General features: G+C 66.5%; 15 protein-coding genes. 9 read left to right on the top strand and 6 right to left on the bottom strand.

Features of this window, described 5'->3' with window-relative positions:
* Positions 1-40 precede the first annotated feature (40 nt).
* Positions 41-1,990, top strand: a complete 1,950-nt coding sequence (gyrB, locus tag NO876_RS04075; protein WP_256420402.1) for a DNA topoisomerase (ATP-hydrolyzing) subunit B — start codon at positions 41-43, stop codon at positions 1,988-1,990.
* Between the two features lie 31 nt (positions 1,991-2,021).
* Complete coding sequence (gyrA, locus tag NO876_RS04070) at positions 2,022-4,652, top strand: DNA gyrase subunit A (protein WP_256420401.1); 2,631 nt, start codon at positions 2,022-2,024, stop codon at positions 4,650-4,652.
* A 113-nt stretch (positions 4,653-4,765) separates the two neighbouring features.
* Here the strand turns inward: gyrA and rocF are convergent, their stop codons facing one another.
* Together rocF and NO876_RS04060 are read right to left on the bottom strand one after the other, a co-directional pair.
* On the bottom strand, positions 4,766-5,674 hold the full coding sequence (rocF, locus tag NO876_RS04065; protein ID WP_256420400.1) for an arginase: 909 nt from the start codon (positions 5,672-5,674) through the stop codon (positions 4,766-4,768).
* 4 nt (positions 5,675-5,678) lie between these two features.
* A complete protein-coding gene (locus NO876_RS04060) occupies positions 5,679-6,596 on the bottom strand; it encodes an NAD-dependent epimerase/dehydratase family protein (protein ID WP_256420399.1) in 918 nt (305 codons plus the stop codon).
* 294 nt (positions 6,597-6,890) lie between these two features.
* Here NO876_RS04060 and NO876_RS04055 point away from each other — a divergent pair, with 294 nt between their 5' ends.
* Positions 6,891-7,424, top strand: coding sequence for an Rrf2 family transcriptional regulator (locus NO876_RS04055; protein WP_103990019.1), 534 nt, complete (start codon positions 6,891-6,893; stop codon positions 7,422-7,424).
* A gap of 229 nt (positions 7,425-7,653) precedes the next feature.
* On the opposite strand, the gene NO876_RS04050 is transcribed toward NO876_RS04055, so the two are convergent.
* From NO876_RS04050 to cdd, 3 genes are all read right to left on the bottom strand, one after another.
* Positions 7,654-8,838: an NAD(P)/FAD-dependent oxidoreductase gene (locus tag NO876_RS04050; protein ID WP_256420398.1), complete on the bottom strand. Its 1,185-nt coding sequence runs from the start codon at positions 8,836-8,838 to the stop codon at positions 7,654-7,656.
* Positions 8,839-8,938: 100 nt separating this feature from the next.
* On the bottom strand, positions 8,939-9,757 hold the full coding sequence (locus NO876_RS04045; protein WP_256420397.1) for a nucleoside phosphorylase: 819 nt from the start codon (positions 9,755-9,757) through the stop codon (positions 8,939-8,941).
* Between the two features lie 76 nt (positions 9,758-9,833).
* Positions 9,834-10,313: a cytidine deaminase gene (cdd, locus tag NO876_RS04040; protein WP_256420396.1), complete on the bottom strand. Its 480-nt coding sequence runs from the start codon at positions 10,311-10,313 to the stop codon at positions 9,834-9,836.
* Between the two features lie 149 nt (positions 10,314-10,462).
* On the opposite strand from cdd, the gene NO876_RS04035 reads away from it, so the two are divergent.
* The gene (locus tag NO876_RS04035) at positions 10,463-10,759 is read left to right on the top strand and encodes a DUF7520 family protein (RefSeq protein ID WP_256420395.1); all 297 of its coding nucleotides are present in this window, start codon (positions 10,463-10,465) and stop codon (positions 10,757-10,759) included.
* A gap of 81 nt (positions 10,760-10,840) precedes the next feature.
* The gene (locus tag NO876_RS04030) at positions 10,841-11,122 is read left to right on the top strand and encodes a DUF8142 family protein (RefSeq protein ID WP_256420394.1); all 282 of its coding nucleotides are present in this window, start codon (positions 10,841-10,843) and stop codon (positions 11,120-11,122) included.
* Between the two features lie 41 nt (positions 11,123-11,163).
* On the opposite strand, the gene NO876_RS04025 is transcribed toward NO876_RS04030, so the two are convergent.
* Entirely contained in the window at positions 11,164-11,751 is a 588-nt protein-coding gene (locus tag NO876_RS04025) for a GNAT family N-acetyltransferase (RefSeq protein ID WP_256420393.1), read from the bottom strand.
* A 148-nt stretch (positions 11,752-11,899) separates the two neighbouring features.
* Here NO876_RS04025 and NO876_RS04020 point away from each other — a divergent pair, with 148 nt between their 5' ends.
* The 4 genes from NO876_RS04020 to ileS all read left to right on the top strand — a co-directional run bounded on the left by NO876_RS04020 (position 11,900) and on the right by ileS (position 17,342).
* Positions 11,900-12,520 (top strand): ArsR/SmtB family transcription factor, encoded by a 621-nt coding sequence (locus NO876_RS04020; protein ID WP_256420392.1) that lies wholly within the window; start codon positions 11,900-11,902, stop codon positions 12,518-12,520.
* Positions 12,521-12,883: 363 nt separating this feature from the next.
* The gene (locus NO876_RS04015) at positions 12,884-13,390 is read left to right on the top strand and encodes a bifunctional nuclease family protein (RefSeq protein WP_256420391.1); all 507 of its coding nucleotides are present in this window, start codon (positions 12,884-12,886) and stop codon (positions 13,388-13,390) included.
* A gap of 81 nt (positions 13,391-13,471) precedes the next feature.
* Positions 13,472-13,930, top strand: a complete 459-nt coding sequence (locus NO876_RS04010) for a DUF7992 family protein (RefSeq protein WP_256420390.1) — start codon at positions 13,472-13,474, stop codon at positions 13,928-13,930.
* 280 nt (positions 13,931-14,210) lie between these two features.
* Positions 14,211-17,342, top strand: a complete 3,132-nt coding sequence (gene ileS, locus NO876_RS04005; protein WP_256420389.1) for an isoleucine--tRNA ligase — start codon at positions 14,211-14,213, stop codon at positions 17,340-17,342.
* The last annotated feature ends 35 nt before the right edge of the window (positions 17,343-17,377 follow it).

Genomic DNA, 17,377 nt, shown 5'->3' with positions numbered 1-17,377 from the left:
GGGTTTTAAGAACCGAGGAGGCTTAACGGAGATACGATCAATGTCACGCGAAACTGAGTACGGGGCCGGGCAGATCCAGGTCCTCGAAGGCTTAGAAGCCGTCCGGAAGCGCCCGGCGATGTACATCGGGTCGACGGACTCGCGAGGCTTACACCACCTCGTCTACGAGGTCGTCGACAACGCGATCGACGAGGCGCTCGCGGGGTACTGCGACCGCATCGAGGTCGCGATCCACGACGATGGCTCGGTGTCGGTCTCGGACAACGGCCGCGGCATCCCGGTCGACACGCACGAACAGTACGACCGGCCCGCCGTCGAGGTCATTATGACCGTCCTCCACGCCGGCGGTAAGTTCGATAACAAGTCCTATCAGGTCTCCGGCGGCCTCCACGGCGTCGGCGTGAGCGTCGTCAACGCGCTTTCGGAACGTCTCGACGTCGAGATCAAGCGCGACGGGGCGCTGTGGCGCGATAGCTTCGACCACGGCGAGCCAACGGAAGGTGCGTTCGAGCGCGTCCGCGATCTCGAGGAAGACGAGGAGACGGGGACGACGGTCCGCTTCTGGCCCGACGGCGACATCTTCGAGACCGACGAGTTCGAGTTCTCCACGCTCGAAACTCGTCTTCGGGAGCTCGCCTTCCTCAACTCCGGTGTCGAGATCCAACTCGTCGACGAGGGCACCGCAGCCGACGCGGACGACGTCGAGCCCGGCGCCGACCGCCGCGAACGCACGTTCTACTACGAGGGCGGCATCCGCGAGTTCGTCCGCTACCTCGACGAGACGAAGACCGTCCTCCACGACGACGTCATCTACTACAGCGACAGCGAGCAGGACATCGAGATCGAGGTGGCCCTGCAGGCGACAGAGGAGCTTCAGGGTTCGATCCACGCCTTCGCGAACAACATCAATACCCGCGAGGGCGGCACACACCTCACCGGGTTCAAGACGGCGCTCACCCGGGTCGTCAACGACTACGCGCGCGAACACAGCCTCCTCGGCGACCTCGACTCGCTGAAGGGCGAGGACGTCCGCGAGGGGCTCACGGCCGTGATCTCGGTCAAGCACCCCGACCCGCAGTTCGAGGGGCAGACGAAGACCAAGCTCGGCAACAGCGAGGTCCGGGGCATCGTCGAGTCGATCACTCACGAGAAGCTCGGGACCTACCTCGAAGAGAACCCGGATATCGCCGAGGCCATCGTCGGCAAAGCCGTCGAGGCCGCGAAGGCGCGGAAGGCCGCGAAGCAGGCCGAAGAGCTCACCCGCCGGAAGTCCGCCTTAGAGTCGACGTCGCTGCCGGGCAAGCTCGCGGACTGTCAGAGCCGCGACCCGAGCGAGTCGGAGCTGTTCGTCGTCGAGGGCGACAGCGCCGGGGGGAGTGCAAAACAGGGCCGCGACCGACGCTTCCAGGCGATCCTCCCGCTCAAGGGGAAGATCCTGAACGTCGAGAAGCACCGGCTCGATCGGATCCTCCAGAACGACGAGGTCCGCGCGCTCATCACCGCGATCGGCGCGGGAATCGGCGAGGAGTTCGACATCGACGACGTCCGTTACGAGCGGATCATCATTCTCTCTGACGCCGACGTCGACGGCGCGCACATCCGGACGCTGCTACTGACGCTCCTCTATCGACACATGCGTCCGCTCGTCGAGGCGGGGTACGTCTACGCGGCGAAACCGCCGCTGTACCGGATCCGGTACCGGGGCGAGACCTACGACGCGATGACCGAGGCCGAACGCGACCGGATCATCGAAGAGAAGTGCGACGGCAACCCCACGCAGGTCCAGCGGTTCAAGGGTCTCGGGGAGATGAACCCCGATCAGCTCTGGGAGACGACGATGAATCCTGAAAATCGAATCCTCAAGCAGATCACCGTCGAGGACGCCGCCGCCGCGGACAAGATGTTCTCCGTGCTCATGGGCGACGCCGTCGAACCGCGCAAGCAGTTCATCAAGGAGCGAGCGACCGACGCCGAATGGGTGGATATCTAATGAGTTTCGACGCACACGAGGTGGCCGATAGATGAGTTCTGACGCACCAGACGTCTTCGATCCCGGGACGGGCATCGCCGCGGAGGTAGAGACCGCACGCATCGAACAGGAGATGGAGCAGTCCTACATCGACTACGCGATGTCCGTCATCGCGGGTCGGGCGCTGCCGGACGTCCGCGACGGCCTCAAGCCGGTCCACCGGCGCATCCTCTATGCGATGCACGAGGCGGGCGTCACCGCCCGCTCCTCCCACCGGAAGTCCTCCTCGATCGTCGGGGAGACGATGGGTGATTACCACCCGCACGGTGACAGCGCGATCTACGACACGCTCGCGCGGATGGCCCAGGACTTCTCGATGCGGTACCCGCTCGTCGACGGGCAGGGCAACTTCGGCTCCGTCGACGGCGACCCGCCGGCCGCGATGCGCTACACGGAGGCCCGAATGGCCCCCATCGCCGAGGAACTGCTCGACGACATCGAGATGGACACCGTCGACTTCCAGGCGAACTACGACGACCGTCTCGAAGAGCCCGAAGTGCTGCCGTCGGCGTTCCCGAACCTCCTGGTCAACGGCTCCTCCGGCATCGCCGTCGGGATGTCGACGAACATCCCGCCGCACAATTTGGGAGAGGTGATCGACGCGACGGTCCACCTCATCGAGGATCCCGAGGCGACGATCGAAGACCTGATGGAGCACGTCAAGGGACCGGACTTCCCGACGGGCGCGAACATCGTCGGCCGCAACGCCATCCACAAGGCGTACAAGACGGGGCGCGGGCGGATCCGCGTCCGCGCGGAGTTCGAAGTCGAAGACGACGACCGGATCGTCATCACCGAACTCCCCTTCCAGCAGAACAAGGCGCGGCTCGTCGAGCGCATCGCCGACGACGTCAACGAGGGGAAGATCGAGGGCATCCGCGACCTTCGCGACGAGTCCGACCGCGACGGCATCCGGGTCGTCGTCGAACTCAAGCGCGGCGCGAACGCCGAGGTGGTGAAGAACCAACTGCTCGAACATCACCTCGAATCGACGTTCGGCGTTATCAACCTGGCCCTCGTGGACGGTCAGCCGCGAGTGCTCACGCTGAAGGAGACGCTCGTCGAGTACCTCGAACACCGACGGGAGGTCGTCCGACGGCGCTCGCAGTCCGAACTCGAAGAGAAGGAGGATCGAGCCCACATCCTCGAAGGCCGGCTGACGGCCTTAGAGCACGTCGACGACGTCGTCGAGGTCATTCGGAACTCCGAGAGTCGTGACGACGCGAAGGCCGCGCTGCGCGGCGAGCACGTCGTCGAGGCCGACGGCGAGACGCTGCCGTCGTTCGACTTCTCCGAGGCCCAGGCCGACCACATCGTCGCGATGCAGCTCGGCTCGCTCACCGCGATGGAGGCCGGCGAGATCAAAGACGAGTACGAGGACGTCCAGGCTCGAATCCGGAGGTTAGGGGCGATTCTGGACGATCCCGACGAACTCGACGCGGTCGTCGAAGACGAACTGCTGGAGATCAAAGACGAGTACGACGACGACCGCCGGACGTCGATCATCGAGGACACCGGGACGGTCACCCACGAGGACCTCATCGCCGAGGAGGACGTCGTCGTCGTCGTCACCGAGGACGACTACATCAAGCGGATGCCGCTGGACCGATTCCGCGCGCAACACCGCGGCGGGAAGGGGATCATCGGTACAGAATTAAAGGAGGGCGATCGCGTCTCCTCCGTCTACGTCGCGAGCACGCACGACTACTTGCTGTATTTCACCAACCACGGACAGGTCTATCAGCTGAAGACCTACCAGGTGCCGGAGATGTCCCGGACCGCCCGCGGGAAGTCGGCGGTCAACCTGCTCGACCTCGACGACGGCGAGGAGATCACCGCCGTGGTCAACACCGCGGAGATGGAGTCCGAGGAGGAGCAGTTCCTCACGATGACGACCCGCCACGGGTATATCAAGCGCACGAGCGTCGAGAGGTTCCAGAACATCCGATCGACGGGGATCATCGCGACGAAACTCGACGAGGGCGACGCGCTCGCCGACGTCGAAGTCACAGACGGGACCCGGGATCTGCTCCTCGCGAGTCGCGGCGGCATGGCGATCCGCTTCGCGGAGGACGAGGTCCGCGCGATGGGCCGCTCCGCCCGCGGCGTCCGCGGTATCGACCTCGAAGCCGACGACGAGGTGGCCGCCGTCGCCGCCGTCGATCCCGACAGACACCAGTGGGTGTTGACCGTCACGGAGAACGGCTACGGCAAGCGGACCGACATCGACCAGTACCGCCGCCAGTCCCGGAACGGCAAGGGGCTCATCGACATCAAGACGAACGAGCGCAACGGTCGCGTCTGCGAACTGGAGACCGTCGGTCCCGGCGATCACCTGTTCGTGATGAGCGGCGCGGGACAGATCCTTCGAACGCCGGTCGAGGACCTCTCGACGGTCGGGCGCAACACGATGGGCGTCATCGTGATGGAACTGGACGCGGGCGACAGCGTCGCCAGCGTCGACGTCCACTTCCCGTCCGACGACGACGGAGCGGACCCCGCTGACGGAGAGGAGACCGACGGGGACACGGACGTCGACGGGGACGTGGACGTCACTGACGGGGACACGGACGACGCCGACGCCGCCGACAGCGACGTGGACGGCACCGGCGACGCCGAGTAAGACTGGCAGATCGAACTGGCGAGTTTCACCGGAAACGTGGTGTGCGGCGGCGTCGCACGCGCCGCATTTCGATCGTTCTGAGGGCTCTCGCACCCGGACGTTCGCTATGGCCGCTACAGGATCTGTTTTCCCAGCGCGCTCGCAGCCAGTTCCGTCGCGAGTGAGGCGGTTTCGTTCCGGTCGTCGAGGATCGGGTTGACCTCGACCAGTTCCAGGGAGCGGAGACAGCCGCGTTCGGCGACGGCTTCCATCGCCGAATGGGCCTCCCGGTAGGTGGCACCGCCGCGAACGGGCGTCCCGACGCCCGGGGCTTCCCGGGGGTCCAACCAGTCGAGGTCGAGGCTGACGTGGACTCCCTCGGTTCCGGCGGTTGCCACGTCGAGAGCGTCCTCGGCGACGCTTGTGATCCCCTGCTCGTCGATGTCGGACATCGTGAAGGTCGTCACGTCGCTGTCCGCGATCGCGGGGCGTTCGCTGGGGTCGACCGACCGGAGGCCGACGATCGCGACGTTCTCCGCGCGGAGCCCGGCGGCGTTCGCCCACTCGACGTCCGCGAAGTCGCCGACGCCGAGGACGGCCGCCAGCGGCATCCCGTGAACGTTGCCGGAGGGCGACGTCTCGGGCGTGTTGAAGTCGCCGTGGGCGTCGAACCAGATCGCGCCGATGTCGGCGTTCCGCGCCGATCCGGTGACCGATCCGATGGCGACCGAGTGGTCGCCGCCGAGGACGAGCGGAAGTTCGTCGCCGACGAGCGCGCCGGCGACGCGGTCGGCGAGTCGCGTCGCGACCTCCCGCGTCTCGCGGAGGAACTTGGCTCGGCCCGATGCGGGACGTTCTGCCTCGGGGTCGCGCTCCTCTGCGCGAGGGGCGCGCACGTCGCCGTCGTCGACGACGTCTATGTCCGCACGCTCGAGTTCTTGGGCGAGCCCGGCGTAGCGGATGGCCGACGGCCCCATATCGACGCCGCGGCGGTTCGCCCCGTAGTCGGTCGGCGCGCCGACGACGCGAACCGTCGGAGTCATCGCTTCACTCCTCGTACGGCGCACAGACGCGCTCGACGCCCTCTTCGAAGGAGATCTCCGGCTCCCAGCCGGTCGCCTCCCGCATCTTCGTGCTGTCGGCCATCGTGTCGTGGACGTACACCTCCAGGGGGTTCTCGACGTACTCGGGTTCGACGTCGGTTCCCAACTCCTCGTTGATCATCCCGATCATCTCGTTGAACGTGTAGCTCTCGCCGGTGCCGAGGTTGTAGACGCCCTGTAACCGGTGGTCGGCGGCGAGTTCGATCCCGCGGACGATGTCGTCGACGTGCGTGAAATCCCGCGTCTGCGAGCCGTCGCCGAACACCTTCGGTCGCTCGCCGTTGGCGATCTTGTGGGTGAACTGCGCGATCGTGTTGGCGTACTCGCCCTTGTGCCCCTCCGCGCCGCCGTAGCCCTGGTACACCGAGAAGAAGCGGAGGCCGGCGAGCGTCATCTCGTAGTGGTGATGGAAGTACTCGCCGTACTGCTCTCTGGCGAGTTTCGAGGCCTCATAGCACGTTCGCGCCTCGACCGGGAGGTCCTCGGGGGAGGGCTCGGTTCTGGAGCCGTAGATCGAGGAGGTCGACGCGTAGACGACCGTCTCGCAGCCGTCCTCGCGGGCCTGTTCGACCGCGTTGACGAACCCCTCGACGTTCACGCGCGTGGCCTCGCGCTTGTGCTCCTCGGCCATCGTGTAAGAGGAGTACGCCGCGAGGTGAAACAGTACGTCGACGCCCTCGGTCGGGAGATCGTCGTCGAGGACGCTCGCGTCGACGAACTCGACGTCGTCAGCGAGGTTCTCGGGGGTTCCGAGGTGGAGGTCGTCGACGGCGACGACGTCGTTGTCCGCCGCGAGGTGGTTCGCGAGGTTCGATCCGATGAATCCCGCGCCGCCAGTGACGAGGACTCGTCGATTCTTCATACAATGTACACGAACGAGGACTCACTAAGCGGTACCGGATGCGATCGACGCCCGCCGCGAGCGATCCGGCGTGCGGGCCCGGACCGGTGCCGACCCCAGCGAGTGCGCGCGACTTTCGATCGCGAACCGGACGGCGATAGCCGATCTCACGGATGGTATCCGATAACACTCATTCCCGCTGCTTCTGAAAGAAAGGAAACGAACGTCGTCAGATCTCCAAAAAATCGGGACAGTCTTTCACAGTGTGTGTATCCATCCACCGGATTTAAGGCCGTATGCGGCGAACGACTCGCTATGTCATCCATCGAGCTGACGTCCAGTCAGAAAACTATCTTGACTGCGCTGATCAATCTCCACCGCGAGAGCGAAGACGCGGTAAAGGGCGAGGACATCGCCGCGGAAGTCGATCGGAACCCCGGGACGATCCGAAACCAGATGCAGAGCCTGAAAGCGCTCCAGCTCGTCGAGGGCGTCCCCGGCCCGAAGGGCGGCTACAAGCCGACGGCCAACGCCTACGAGGCTCTCGACGTGAACCAGATGGACGAACCGGCGTTCGTTCCCCTGTTCCACGACGGCGAGGAAGTCGAGAACGTCAACGTCGACGAGATCGACCTCTCGTCGGTGCACCACCCAGAGCTGTGCCGCGCGGAGATCCACATCCAGGGGTCCGTCCGCGACTTCCACGAGGGCGACGACGTGACGGTCGGGCCGACACCCCTCTCGAAACTCGTCATCGAGGGCACCGTCGACGGCAAAGACGACACGGGCAACATTCTCATCCTCCGGATCAAGGACATGCGCGCGCCCGTCGGCGACGCGTCGCACTGATCCGCGGGTCGACTACTACTCGGTTTCTTCTCGCGCTCTCGTCGGCTTCGAATCGCTAGAACGGAGTCCGCACTGAGTCACCTCGGTCGATCCGTACCGTTTCCTACGTTCCCGGCCCGACCCGGTTTCCTCCACTCCCGAACTCGTCTGTCTTTCCGCGTCTCCGGATCGATTCCGTACTTCTAGGGGCCAGGCCAGGTTCGCCGATTAGACGGCGTCTTCCGGACCGCTACAGGCTTTCCCACGCGTCGAGGGCGTCTTTCGGCGACGCCACGTCGGCGATCCAGCGCGCGGCGATCGCCTTCTTCAGATTGCGCGCGGCCGGGCCGCCGAAGACGTTCATCGGGAAGGATCCGAAGACGGGCAGTTTGACGTCGTGAGCGACGGCGTCGTCACCGACGGAGACGACCGTCCCCTTGTCGTCGTGCCGCCACGTCTTCAGCGGCTTGCCCGCGGCCGCGCGAGCGAGGTTCTCTCCGGCGACGTCCGCGGCCTGCCAAGCGGCCTGGGCCGTCGGCGGCGCGACCGAGTCCGGGCCCTGCTCGACCAGCGCGGTGTCGCCGAGGGTGAACACGCGCTCGTCGGACGTCTGGAAGTCGGCGTCGGCGAAGACGCGGTGCGAGCGGTCGTCCTGGTCGAGGTCCATCCCGTGGACCTCCTCGTGACCGGTGATGCCGCCGGTCCAGACGAGCGTGTCGTATGCGAGCTCCGCGTCGTCCTCGTCGTCCCCGAGGTACACCGTCTCCTCGTCGACCTTCGAGATGAAGTCGCCGGTGAGAATCTCGATATCGAGCGCCTCGAGCCGCTTGCGGAGCGCCCCCTGCAGTTCGGGGTCGTTGTTCGGGAAGACCTCGTCGAGACCCTCGACGAGCGTCACGTCGATCGGCGCGCGGTGTTCGTCGCGGTACTCGGCGATCTCGCCGGCGGTCTGAATACCCGAGAGGCCCGCTCCGCCGATGATGACTTGCGCCGGGTCGTCGCGGGAGGCCGCCTCGGCGGCTTCCTTGACGTCCGCGTGGATCGCGCGGGCGTCGTCGAGACCCTTCAGTTCGTGGGCGTACTCCCGGAGGCCCTCGATGCCGAAGAAGGCCGTACCCGAGCCGATCGCCAGGAGGAGGTAATCGTACTCGACGTCGTCGTCTTCGAGTTCGACGACCCGCTCGTCGACGTCGACGTCGGTGACGTGGCCTTTGATGAACTCCGTGGCGTCGGATTTGATGTCGTCGATCGGAATCGTGATCTTCGACTCGACGCTCGGGTCGCGGATACAGCGGTGGACCTCGTGGAGAACCAGGTGGTAGTCGTTCTCGGAGATCCAGGTGAGTTCCATACCCGCATCGAGTTCCTCTTCGAGCCGGTTGACGGCGCCGGCACCCGCGTAGCCGGAGCCGACGACGACGATCTGTGTACTCATACGTGTATCTGCCACCGCATCGGATAAAGGAACTGCGAAACGTCACTGACGCGTCCTCGTTTCCCGATCGGACGCTCCCGAGCAGACGCGGTCGACGCCGTCAGTCGATCGAGAGTCCCGGATGCCAGTGGTCGACCCCGGCCTCGCGTTTCACCTCGTCCATCTTCGCGAGCAGATGCACGGCCAGACTCGCCGTCTCTGCCGCGCGGGACTCGCCCTCCGTCCGGAACTCGCCGGTGGTCCGGTTCGCGTAGACCGAACAGACCGCGCCGGCGCGCAGTCCGTACACGTTCGCGACTGTCAACAGTGCGGCCGCCTCCATCTCGATGTTCTTCACGTTGGCCTCGCGCAACTCGTCGACGAGCGACTCCGAGCCGGCCGCGCGGAAGTCCCCGAAGCCCGGGCGGCCCTGGCCGGCGTAGAACGAATCGGCGCTCATCGTCAGTCCGACGTGGTAGTCGTGATCGAGTCGCTCGGCCGCCGCGACCAGTGCAGCGACGACCTCGTGGTCCGCGACGGCCGGGTAGTCCTCGCGGACGTACTCCTTCGAGGTGCCCTCCTGGCGGACGGCCCCCGAGGTGATCACCAGGTCGCCGACGTCCATCTCGGGCTGGATCGCGCCGCAGGAGCCGACTCTGATGAACGTGTCGGCGTCGACGCGAGCGAGTTCCTCGATCGCGATGGCGGCCGACGGGCTCCCGATCCCCGTCGAGGTGACCGAAATGGGCGTTCCCTCGTAAGACCCGGTCGCGGTCCGGTACTCGCGGTGGTGCGCCTGCTCGTCGTGCTCGTCCCAGAGCGCGGTGATCTTGTCGACGCGCTCGGGGTTGCCCGGCAGGAGGACGCTGTCGGCGACGTCCTCGGGACCGACACCGATGTGGTACTGCACGTCGTCGTTGGGGTCTTCGCTGTCGCTCATACCTCTCCTCGCGCACGCAGCGAAAATACACTGTCGGCTGGACGGACCGTTCGCCGCCTGCCGGTCTGTCCTCGACCTACCGGTCCGACTCCACCGCGTCGCCGTCGGACTCGGCCTCGGAGTCGCGCTGCTTCTCGGCCGCCGAGAGCGTCTCCAGCGAGATCGTGTTCGGCAGGAGTTCGCCGAGCGTGTAGGTCGTCGTCTCCCCGTCGCCCTCGTCGCAGACGACCGTCAGGGCCGCTCCCGCGAACTCCGCGAGGGTCTGGCGGCACATCCCGCAGGGCGTCACGCCGTCTTTCGCCCCGGAAGAGACCGCGATACTGTCGAACTCGCGATGCCCGTCCCGCACCGCCGATGCGATGGCGACCTCCTCGGCGTGGAGGCTGTTCGAGTAGTTCGCGTTCTCGATGTTGCAACCGGTGTACACTGTGCCGTCCGCGGTTCGGAGTGCCGCGCCGACGCGGTACTCCGAGTACGGAACGTAGGCGTCCCCGAGCGCGTCGCGGGCGCGCTCGACGAGACTTCCGGTCGTCGAGCGCGAGTCATCCTCTGTCATCACTCGCGATTCGGCCGGCGGCGGTTTGTACGTTGTCGTCGACGAGTTGCCTCGTTACCGCCGAGGTCCGCTCCGTTCCCGCTGCTGACCCTCGAACGCTCTCCGATCGGAAGGGTAAGTGCAAAGCCGCTCGCCCCCGTACTCCCCCTGTGCACTCCGACGCCGAAGCGGGCCGCGCGGGTCTGGGACGGAAGATTATGCTGGGAGTCGGTGCGACGGTCGTGCTCCTGTCCGGCGGGATCGGGTGGCTCGTCGGGAGCAACGGCGCGGTCGAACTCTCCGAGGCGGCGGTCCTCGGCACCGAGGTGACGGTTCCGGTGACGCCCGCGGCGGTCGCGCTGTACGGGATCGCCGTCTCGACGCTGCTCTTGGGGCTCCTCTTCGCCCTCGTCGAACTCGCCTCGCGGCTGGAAGGCGACGGCGGGAACTCGAACGCGGGGCGGTGAATCAGCGGCCGTAGTCACTCGGCAGTATCCCGAGAGAAACGACAGCGCGGCGCTTTTATCGCTCCGCTTCGAAGGCCGCCTATGGCCTCGTCCACGTCGGCCGACGACCGCGCGGACCCCGCGTCGACCGCCGACGAGTTCGATCCGAACGACCCGCTGGAGTCCGGAACGGGGGGCAAGAACCGAAAGCGGGCGGCGCTGGCGGTCGCTCCGTTCCTCGTGATCGGTCTCGCAAACGTCGTCTTGCTGCTCGGTTGGGGAATCGAACCGCTCTGGGCGTTCGCGCTCCTCCCACCGATCCTCTTCTGTAGCGTCCTCGCCTACATCGTCTTCAGTACGGACTTCCTCGAAGACCGAACGTAGGCGGCACGGGCCTTAGATTCGAGAGCCATCGAGACCGACGCCTAGTTCCCGGTGTCGTACTTGTACGTCGCCTCCGAGGGGTCGATTCCGAAGTCCTCGGGCGTCTCCTCGACGCCGCCGCCCTCGGGGTTGTCCGCCGGCGAGGCCTCCTTGAACCGCTCGCGGAACGACTCCGGGACCGCGAAGTCGTCGCCGTGAACGCTCATCGCGATGACCTCGTCGCCGCGCTCCTCGCGGACCGTTTCGAGGCGGTTTCGCACGGGCTCGGGTAACTCGCCGGTCTCCCGCGGCTCGAACCCGAAGGGCGTGAAATACGAGGGCTGTCGCGTGAACGTGTACACCGTCTCGTACCCCTCGTCGCTCGCCTCCGCGACGAGGCGCTCGATGACGTGCGCGCCGACGCCCTGCTGTCGCCACGGCGGGAGCGTGTAGACGAACGCGAGTTCACAGAAGTTTCCCGCCTCGGTCTTGTGAACCCGGATCCGGCCGAACCCGGCCTTTCTCGACGTCTCCTCGTCGAGGGCGATGACGTAGTCGCGAGACCGGAACGCGGGGTCGTCGATGTCCGCCTCCTCGATCCTGTCGAGTAACCAGACCTCGTCGCGGTTTTTGGCGTCCCGGACGTACATACGGTACCGTACGAAACCGGGACGCAAGTGTATTGCGGAGCCGTCGGTCGGGACGCGACGTCTTTCTGAGGTCCGTCGGTCGAACGCGCTCGACGAAGCGGGACTCCGAACAACAGGTTTGTATCGGTCTGTGTCCTACGGCTCGACGATGGCTCGCCTCTTGCCCTCCCAGTCCGAGCCCGACGTCGACGCCTCGCCGCGCGTCGTCGGCCTCGAGGACGAGGACGCCGACGACCTGCTGTCGGCGCTGTCGTCGTCGACCGCCCGCCGCGTCCTCGCAACGCTCCACGACGAACCCGCGAACCCGGCCGCCCTCGCCGACTCCGTCGACACGTCGTTACAGAACGTCCAGTACCACCTCGAACGCCTGGAGTCCGCCGGTGCTGTCGAAGTAGTCGACACGGTTTACTCCGAGAAGGGCCGCGAGATGAAGGTGTACGCCCCCGCGGATCGCCCGCTGGTCGTCGTCGCCACCGCCGACGACGAGACGACGGGGCTCTCGGACGCGCTCAAGCGACTCCTCGCCGGCGTCGGCGTCGTCGGCCTCGTGAGCCTGCTGGCGCAGTTCGCGATCGAGGGACTCCCGTTCGTCGGGCAGACCGGCGGCGCTGACGGCGGCTACGAAACACAGACGGAGTCCGTACAGGTCGCCGCCGACACGGCCGCCACGACCGCCGCGTCGGGACCGCCGCCGGGACTGCTGGTGTTCCTCGGCGGACTGACCGTCCTCCTCCTGTGGTTCGGGGTCTGGTTCGTCCGGCAGCGGTAGTCGCCCCACACATCCGCGTGCCCGAACGTCATCCCGCGTCGCGACACCCGATGGTTTTCCCGCGTCGCGACACCCGATGGTTTTCCCGCGTCGCGACACCCGATGGTTTATCTCCGAACGGGCGGCCAGGCCCCCCGTGACGTAGGTGATATCCCGCGCCGCTCCGCGGTTGCTCGGCACATCGGCGTGGGAAGTGACGGCGGCGCCGGCGAGGACGTCGTCGCCGGCGGGTGCCGACTGTTCGCCAACACGGATCGGGGGAGTCGAGCGGGGGATTCCGGAAGACGCTACCGGTGCGATCACTCGATCCGTCGCGATCGCTCGTCCCGTAAGTATTCGTACCCGGGCGGAGTAGAGTGCGATATGAATCACCCGGGCGAGGTCGAGGGCATCGCCGTCGGCGTCGACGCGGACGGCGAGAACATCCCCGCGGTCGTGGTCGCGGCGCGGTCGGAACTGCTCCCGATCGTCGTCACGACCGATCAGGCCCGGGCGATCCAACTCGCGATCACCGGCGAGGCCTTCGAGCGGCCGCTGACGCACGACCTCCTCGTGGAGATGCTCACCGAGTTCGGCGGCGCGATCGACAAGGTCCGAATCGACGACGTCGCCGACGGCACCTTCTACGCGAAGATCGACGCCGAGCGGTACGAGAACGGCGAACCACAGCGGTTCGTCTTCGACGCCCGCCCGAGTGACGCCATCGCGCTGGCGGTCCGCGTCGACTGCCCGATCGAGGTGTCCGACGTCGTCCTCGATACGGCGGGGCAACCGCCGGAGCGATTCGACTTCGGCGACGACCCCGGCTCCGACGGGAGCGAGCCCCCGGGGGACCTCGACGACTTCGGGGAGTTCGGCGACGAGAGGTAACCCGACAGCGTCGGCCGTCGCCGACTGCCGACGTCCGCGACCGCACATCGCTTATACCCGCGGCACCCGAACGGTACGGATATGACTCTGGACGTCGAGACGCCGCCGGTTCCCGAACTGGAAGACGTGGTCGATCCCAACGAGTACGACGACGCCGAGGTCATCGGCGACACCGACTACCGGCGCGATCAACTCGAGGGACTCCTCCGCGACGGCGCGTGGGAAGACGCCTTCGAGCAGTGGCGAGCGACGACGGACGTGACGGCCGAGGAGTGGCAGATCGTCCTCGAACTGGATCTGCTCGCCCAGTTCGACTTCTTCTGGGACGACTTCGCCGACCGGGTCGGCTACCACGCGCCGGGGATCCCCGAAGACTGGAAAGAGCGGAAGATCCATCCGGACGTCGAGTCCTGGAAGACGGTTTCGAGTATCAACGCCGGCCTGACCGAACTCGGACAGACCGCCTGTGAGGTGCTGAAAGACGACTACATCGCCTGGGAGTCCGAGTACGAGGCCCCCGAGGACCTGCCCGACTTCTAAACATCCACCTTTTTATTCGAGGGTCCTCGGCCGCGCGAAGCGCGGCCTCGAACCCCCGACAAAAACCTGGAGGGAAAAACATCCCGCGAGGCTCGCTCTGCTCGCCTCGCGGTACAATCGCTCGCCGACCCGCACCGCGGCCGCAACAGCCCAACCACTTCGACTGCTCCACGCCGCCACCGCGACCGCTTCACTCTGTCACCGCCCGTCCCCCTAGTCGCGACGACGCGCACGCGGCGCTTCCACGGATTTCATATACGTTCGCTGGTACTCCACGGGTATGGACGAAGTCGACGACCAGTACACGCCCGCGGACGTCGAGTCCGCGGTCGAATCGTACTGGGACGATACCGACGCCTACGAGGCGACGAAGGAGGCGCACGCCGACGATCCCGCCTTCTTCTTCGTCGACGGGCCGCCGTACACCTCCGGGCAGATGCACCTCGGAACGGCGTGGAACAAGACGCTGAAGGACGCCGTCATCCGGTACAAGCGGATGTCCGGCCACCGGGTCACCGACCGGCCGGGGTACGACATGCACGGCCTCCCGATCGAGGTGAAAGTCGAGGAGGAACTCGGGTTCGAGTCGAAGCGCGACATCGAGGAGTACGGGATGGAGGCGTTCATCGACGAGTGCAAGGAGTTCGCCGAGCGGAACCGCGAGGCGATGGACGAGGACTTCCAGTCGATCGGCGTCTGGATGGACTGGGACGACCCCTACGAGACCATCTCGCCCGAGTACATGGAGGCCGCGTGGTGGGCCTTCCAGCAGGTCGACGAGCGCGGCCTCGTCGAGCAGGGCAAGCGCTCGGTCAACTACTGCCCGCGGTGTCAGACCGCCATCGCCGCCAACGAGGTCGAGTACGACGAGATCACCTCGCCCTCGATCTACGTGAAGTTCCCGCTCGAAGAGAGAGAGGGCAGCCTCGTCATCTGGACGACGACGCCGTGGACCATCCCGGCGAACACCTTCGTCGCCGTCGACGGCGAGATGACCTATCAGGCCGTTCGCGCGGAGAAGGGTGGTGAGGAAGAAGTCCTCTACATCGCTGAACCGTGCGTCGAGGACGTCCTGAAGAAGGGCCGCTACGAGGACTACAAGGTCGTCGGGGAACTCGCGGGCGAGGACCTCGTCGGCTGGTCGTACGACCACCCGCTCGAGTCCCACCTGAACGAGGTCGCCGACTTCGAGGGCGCGGGCGAGGTCTACACCGCCGACTACGTCGAGGCCGACCGCACGGGGCTGGTCCACTCCGCGCCCGGACACGGGCAGGAGGACTTCGCCCGCGGGGAGGAACTCGGACTCGACGTGTACGTGCCGGTCGACGGCCGCGGCGAGTTCACTGAAGCGGCCGGCGACTACGCCGGCACCTTCGTCCGCGACGCCAACGATCCGATCATCGAGGACCTCGACGCGTCGGGTGCACTGCTCGCGTCGGGAACCCACGAGCACCGGTACGGCCACTGCTGGCGCTGCGACACCGATATCATCTTCCTCGCGACGGACCAGTGGTTCATCACGGTCACCGACATCAAGCAGGAACTGCTCGACAACATCGACGAGACCGAGTGGTTCCCCCAGTGGGCCCGCGACAACCGCTTCCGCGACTTCGTCTCCGATGCGCCCGACTGGAACATCTCCCGACAGCGCTACTGGGGCATCCCGCTCCCGATCTGGCAGGCCGAGGACGGCGAGTGGATCGTCGTCGGCACGCGCGAGGGACTCGCAGAGCGCGTCGACCAGGACGTCGACCCAGAGGAGATCGACCTCCACCGGCCGTCGGTCGACCCGCTGACGATCACCGAGGACGGCAAGACCTACGAGCGCGTCCCGGACGTCTTCGACGTCTGGATCGACTCCTCGGTCGCGACGTGGGGGACGATCGACTACCCGAGCGAGACCGACGCCCACGAGGAACTGTGGCCCGCCGACTGGATCGTCGAGGCGCACGACCAGACGCGGGGCTGGTTCTGGTCCCAGCTCGGGATGGGGACCGCCGCGGTCGGACAGGCCCCCTACGAACAGGTGATGATGCACGGCTTCGTCAACGACGAGGACGGGCGAAAGATGTCGAAGTCGCTGGGCAACATCGTCACGCCCGAGGAGGCGATCGACCGCGCCGGTCGCGACCCGCTTCGAGCCTATCTCCTCAGCCACGACCAGCAGGGCGTCGACCTCTCCTTCGAGTGGGACGGACTGGGAGAGATGCAGTCGACGCTCAACATCTTCTGGAACGTCTTCCGGTTCCCGCTTTCGTATATGGAACTGGACGGCTACGACCCCGCCGAGGCCGACCTGGCCGACGGCGAGCTCACGGTCGTCGACGAGTGGGTGCTCTCGCGCCTGCAGACCGTCGAGGCCGAGGCGGTCGAGGCCTGGGAGAGCTACGAGGTCAGTACCGCGCTGAACACGGTGCTGGGCTTTCTCACCGAGGACGTCTCGCGCTTCTACGTGAAGGCGATCCGAGAGCGGATGTGGGAGGAAGAGGATTCGGCGTCAAAGCGCGGTGCGTACGCGACGCTCGCGACGGTGCTCGAGGAGACGATCAGGCTCCTCGCGCCCGTCACGCCGTACCTCGCAGAGCAGATGTACCAGCACCTCGACGGGAGCGAGACGACGGTGCACGCGCTGTCGTACCCCGCTGCCAACGAGGACCTCCGCGACGAGGAACTCGAACGGGAGATGGCGGTCCTCCGCGACGTCGAGGAGGCGGCCGCGAACGCGCGCCAGCAGGGCGGCCGAAAGCTCCGCTGGCCCGTCCAGCGCGTCGTCGTCGCCACCGAGGACGACGGCGTCGCCGACGCGGTCGAGTCGCTCTCGGATCTCTTGGGTGAACGCGTCAACGCCCGCTCGATCGAGGTCGTCGAGGAGTTCGACGAACTGATCGAGCGCGCGAACCCGGAGATGGGCGTCATCGGGCCGGCGTTCGGCGGCGAAGCCCAGAAAGTGATGGAGACCGTCAAAGGCAAGACGCGCGCCGAAGTCGAGGGCGGCGTCGAGGTCGACGGCGAGACGTACGACCTCGACGACGAGATGGTGAGCTACGAGGCCGAGCCGCCGGAGCACATCTATGGAACTCACTTCGAGGGCGGCACCGTCTACGTCGACACCGAACTGACCGAGGAAATCGAGGCCGAGGGCTACGCCCGCGACGTGATTCGACGGATCCAGGAGATGCGCAAGCGTCTCGATCTCGACGTCGACGCGGAGATCGACACGTACGTCGACGTCGCCGACGCGAGGGTCGAAGCGTTCGTCGACCGCCACCGCGATGTCGTCGCCGAGGAGACGCGGACCCGCGAGTTCGTCGCCGGCGACGAACTCGCCACAGAAGGCGAGTGGGCGTTGGTCGAGGAGTGGGACGTCGAGGGCGTGACCGTCACGATCGGCGTCGAACCGGTCGGGGAGTAGCGGACGGAGCGCGGTCGCGGATTCCGGCTCGGGTC

This window comes from Halobellus rarus, assembly GCF_024494595.1.
GTDB classification, from domain to species: domain Archaea; phylum Halobacteriota; class Halobacteria; order Halobacteriales; family Haloferacaceae; genus Haloquadratum; species Haloquadratum rarum.
The sequence above is the reverse complement of the archived record's forward strand: the minus strand, read 5'-3'. Positions and strand labels throughout refer to the sequence as shown.

Coding starts and splice junctions, on each gene's coding strand:
- NO876_RS04010 (WP_256420390.1), top strand. CDS start 13,472: ATGACTCTGGACGTCGAGACGCCGCCGGTTCCCGAACTGGAAGACGTG.
- NO876_RS04055 (WP_103990019.1), top strand. CDS start 6,891: ATGTCATCCATCGAGCTGACGTCCAGTCAGAAAACTATCTTGACTGCG.
- gyrA (WP_256420401.1), top strand. CDS start 2,022: ATGAGTTCTGACGCACCAGACGTCTTCGATCCCGGGACGGGCATCGCC.
- NO876_RS04015 (WP_256420391.1), top strand. CDS start 12,884: ATGAATCACCCGGGCGAGGTCGAGGGCATCGCCGTCGGCGTCGACGCG.
- NO876_RS04045 (WP_256420397.1), bottom strand. CDS start 9,757: ATGAGCGACAGCGAAGACCCCAACGACGACGTGCAGTACCACATCGGT.
- rocF (WP_256420400.1), bottom strand. CDS start 5,674: ATGACTCCGACGGTTCGCGTCGTCGGCGCGCCGACCGACTACGGGGCG.
- ileS (WP_256420389.1), top strand. CDS start 14,211: ATGGACGAAGTCGACGACCAGTACACGCCCGCGGACGTCGAGTCCGCG.
- NO876_RS04025 (WP_256420393.1), bottom strand. CDS start 11,751: ATGTACGTCCGGGACGCCAAAAACCGCGACGAGGTCTGGTTACTCGAC.
- NO876_RS04050 (WP_256420398.1), bottom strand. CDS start 8,838: ATGAGTACACAGATCGTCGTCGTCGGCTCCGGCTACGCGGGTGCCGGC.
- cdd (WP_256420396.1), bottom strand. CDS start 10,313: ATGACAGAGGATGACTCGCGCTCGACGACCGGAAGTCTCGTCGAGCGC.
- NO876_RS04030 (WP_256420394.1), top strand. CDS start 10,841: ATGGCCTCGTCCACGTCGGCCGACGACCGCGCGGACCCCGCGTCGACC.
- gyrB (WP_256420402.1), top strand. CDS start 41: ATGTCACGCGAAACTGAGTACGGGGCCGGGCAGATCCAGGTCCTCGAA.
- NO876_RS04060 (WP_256420399.1), bottom strand. CDS start 6,596: ATGAAGAATCGACGAGTCCTCGTCACTGGCGGCGCGGGATTCATCGGA.
- NO876_RS04020 (WP_256420392.1), top strand. CDS start 11,900: ATGGCTCGCCTCTTGCCCTCCCAGTCCGAGCCCGACGTCGACGCCTCG.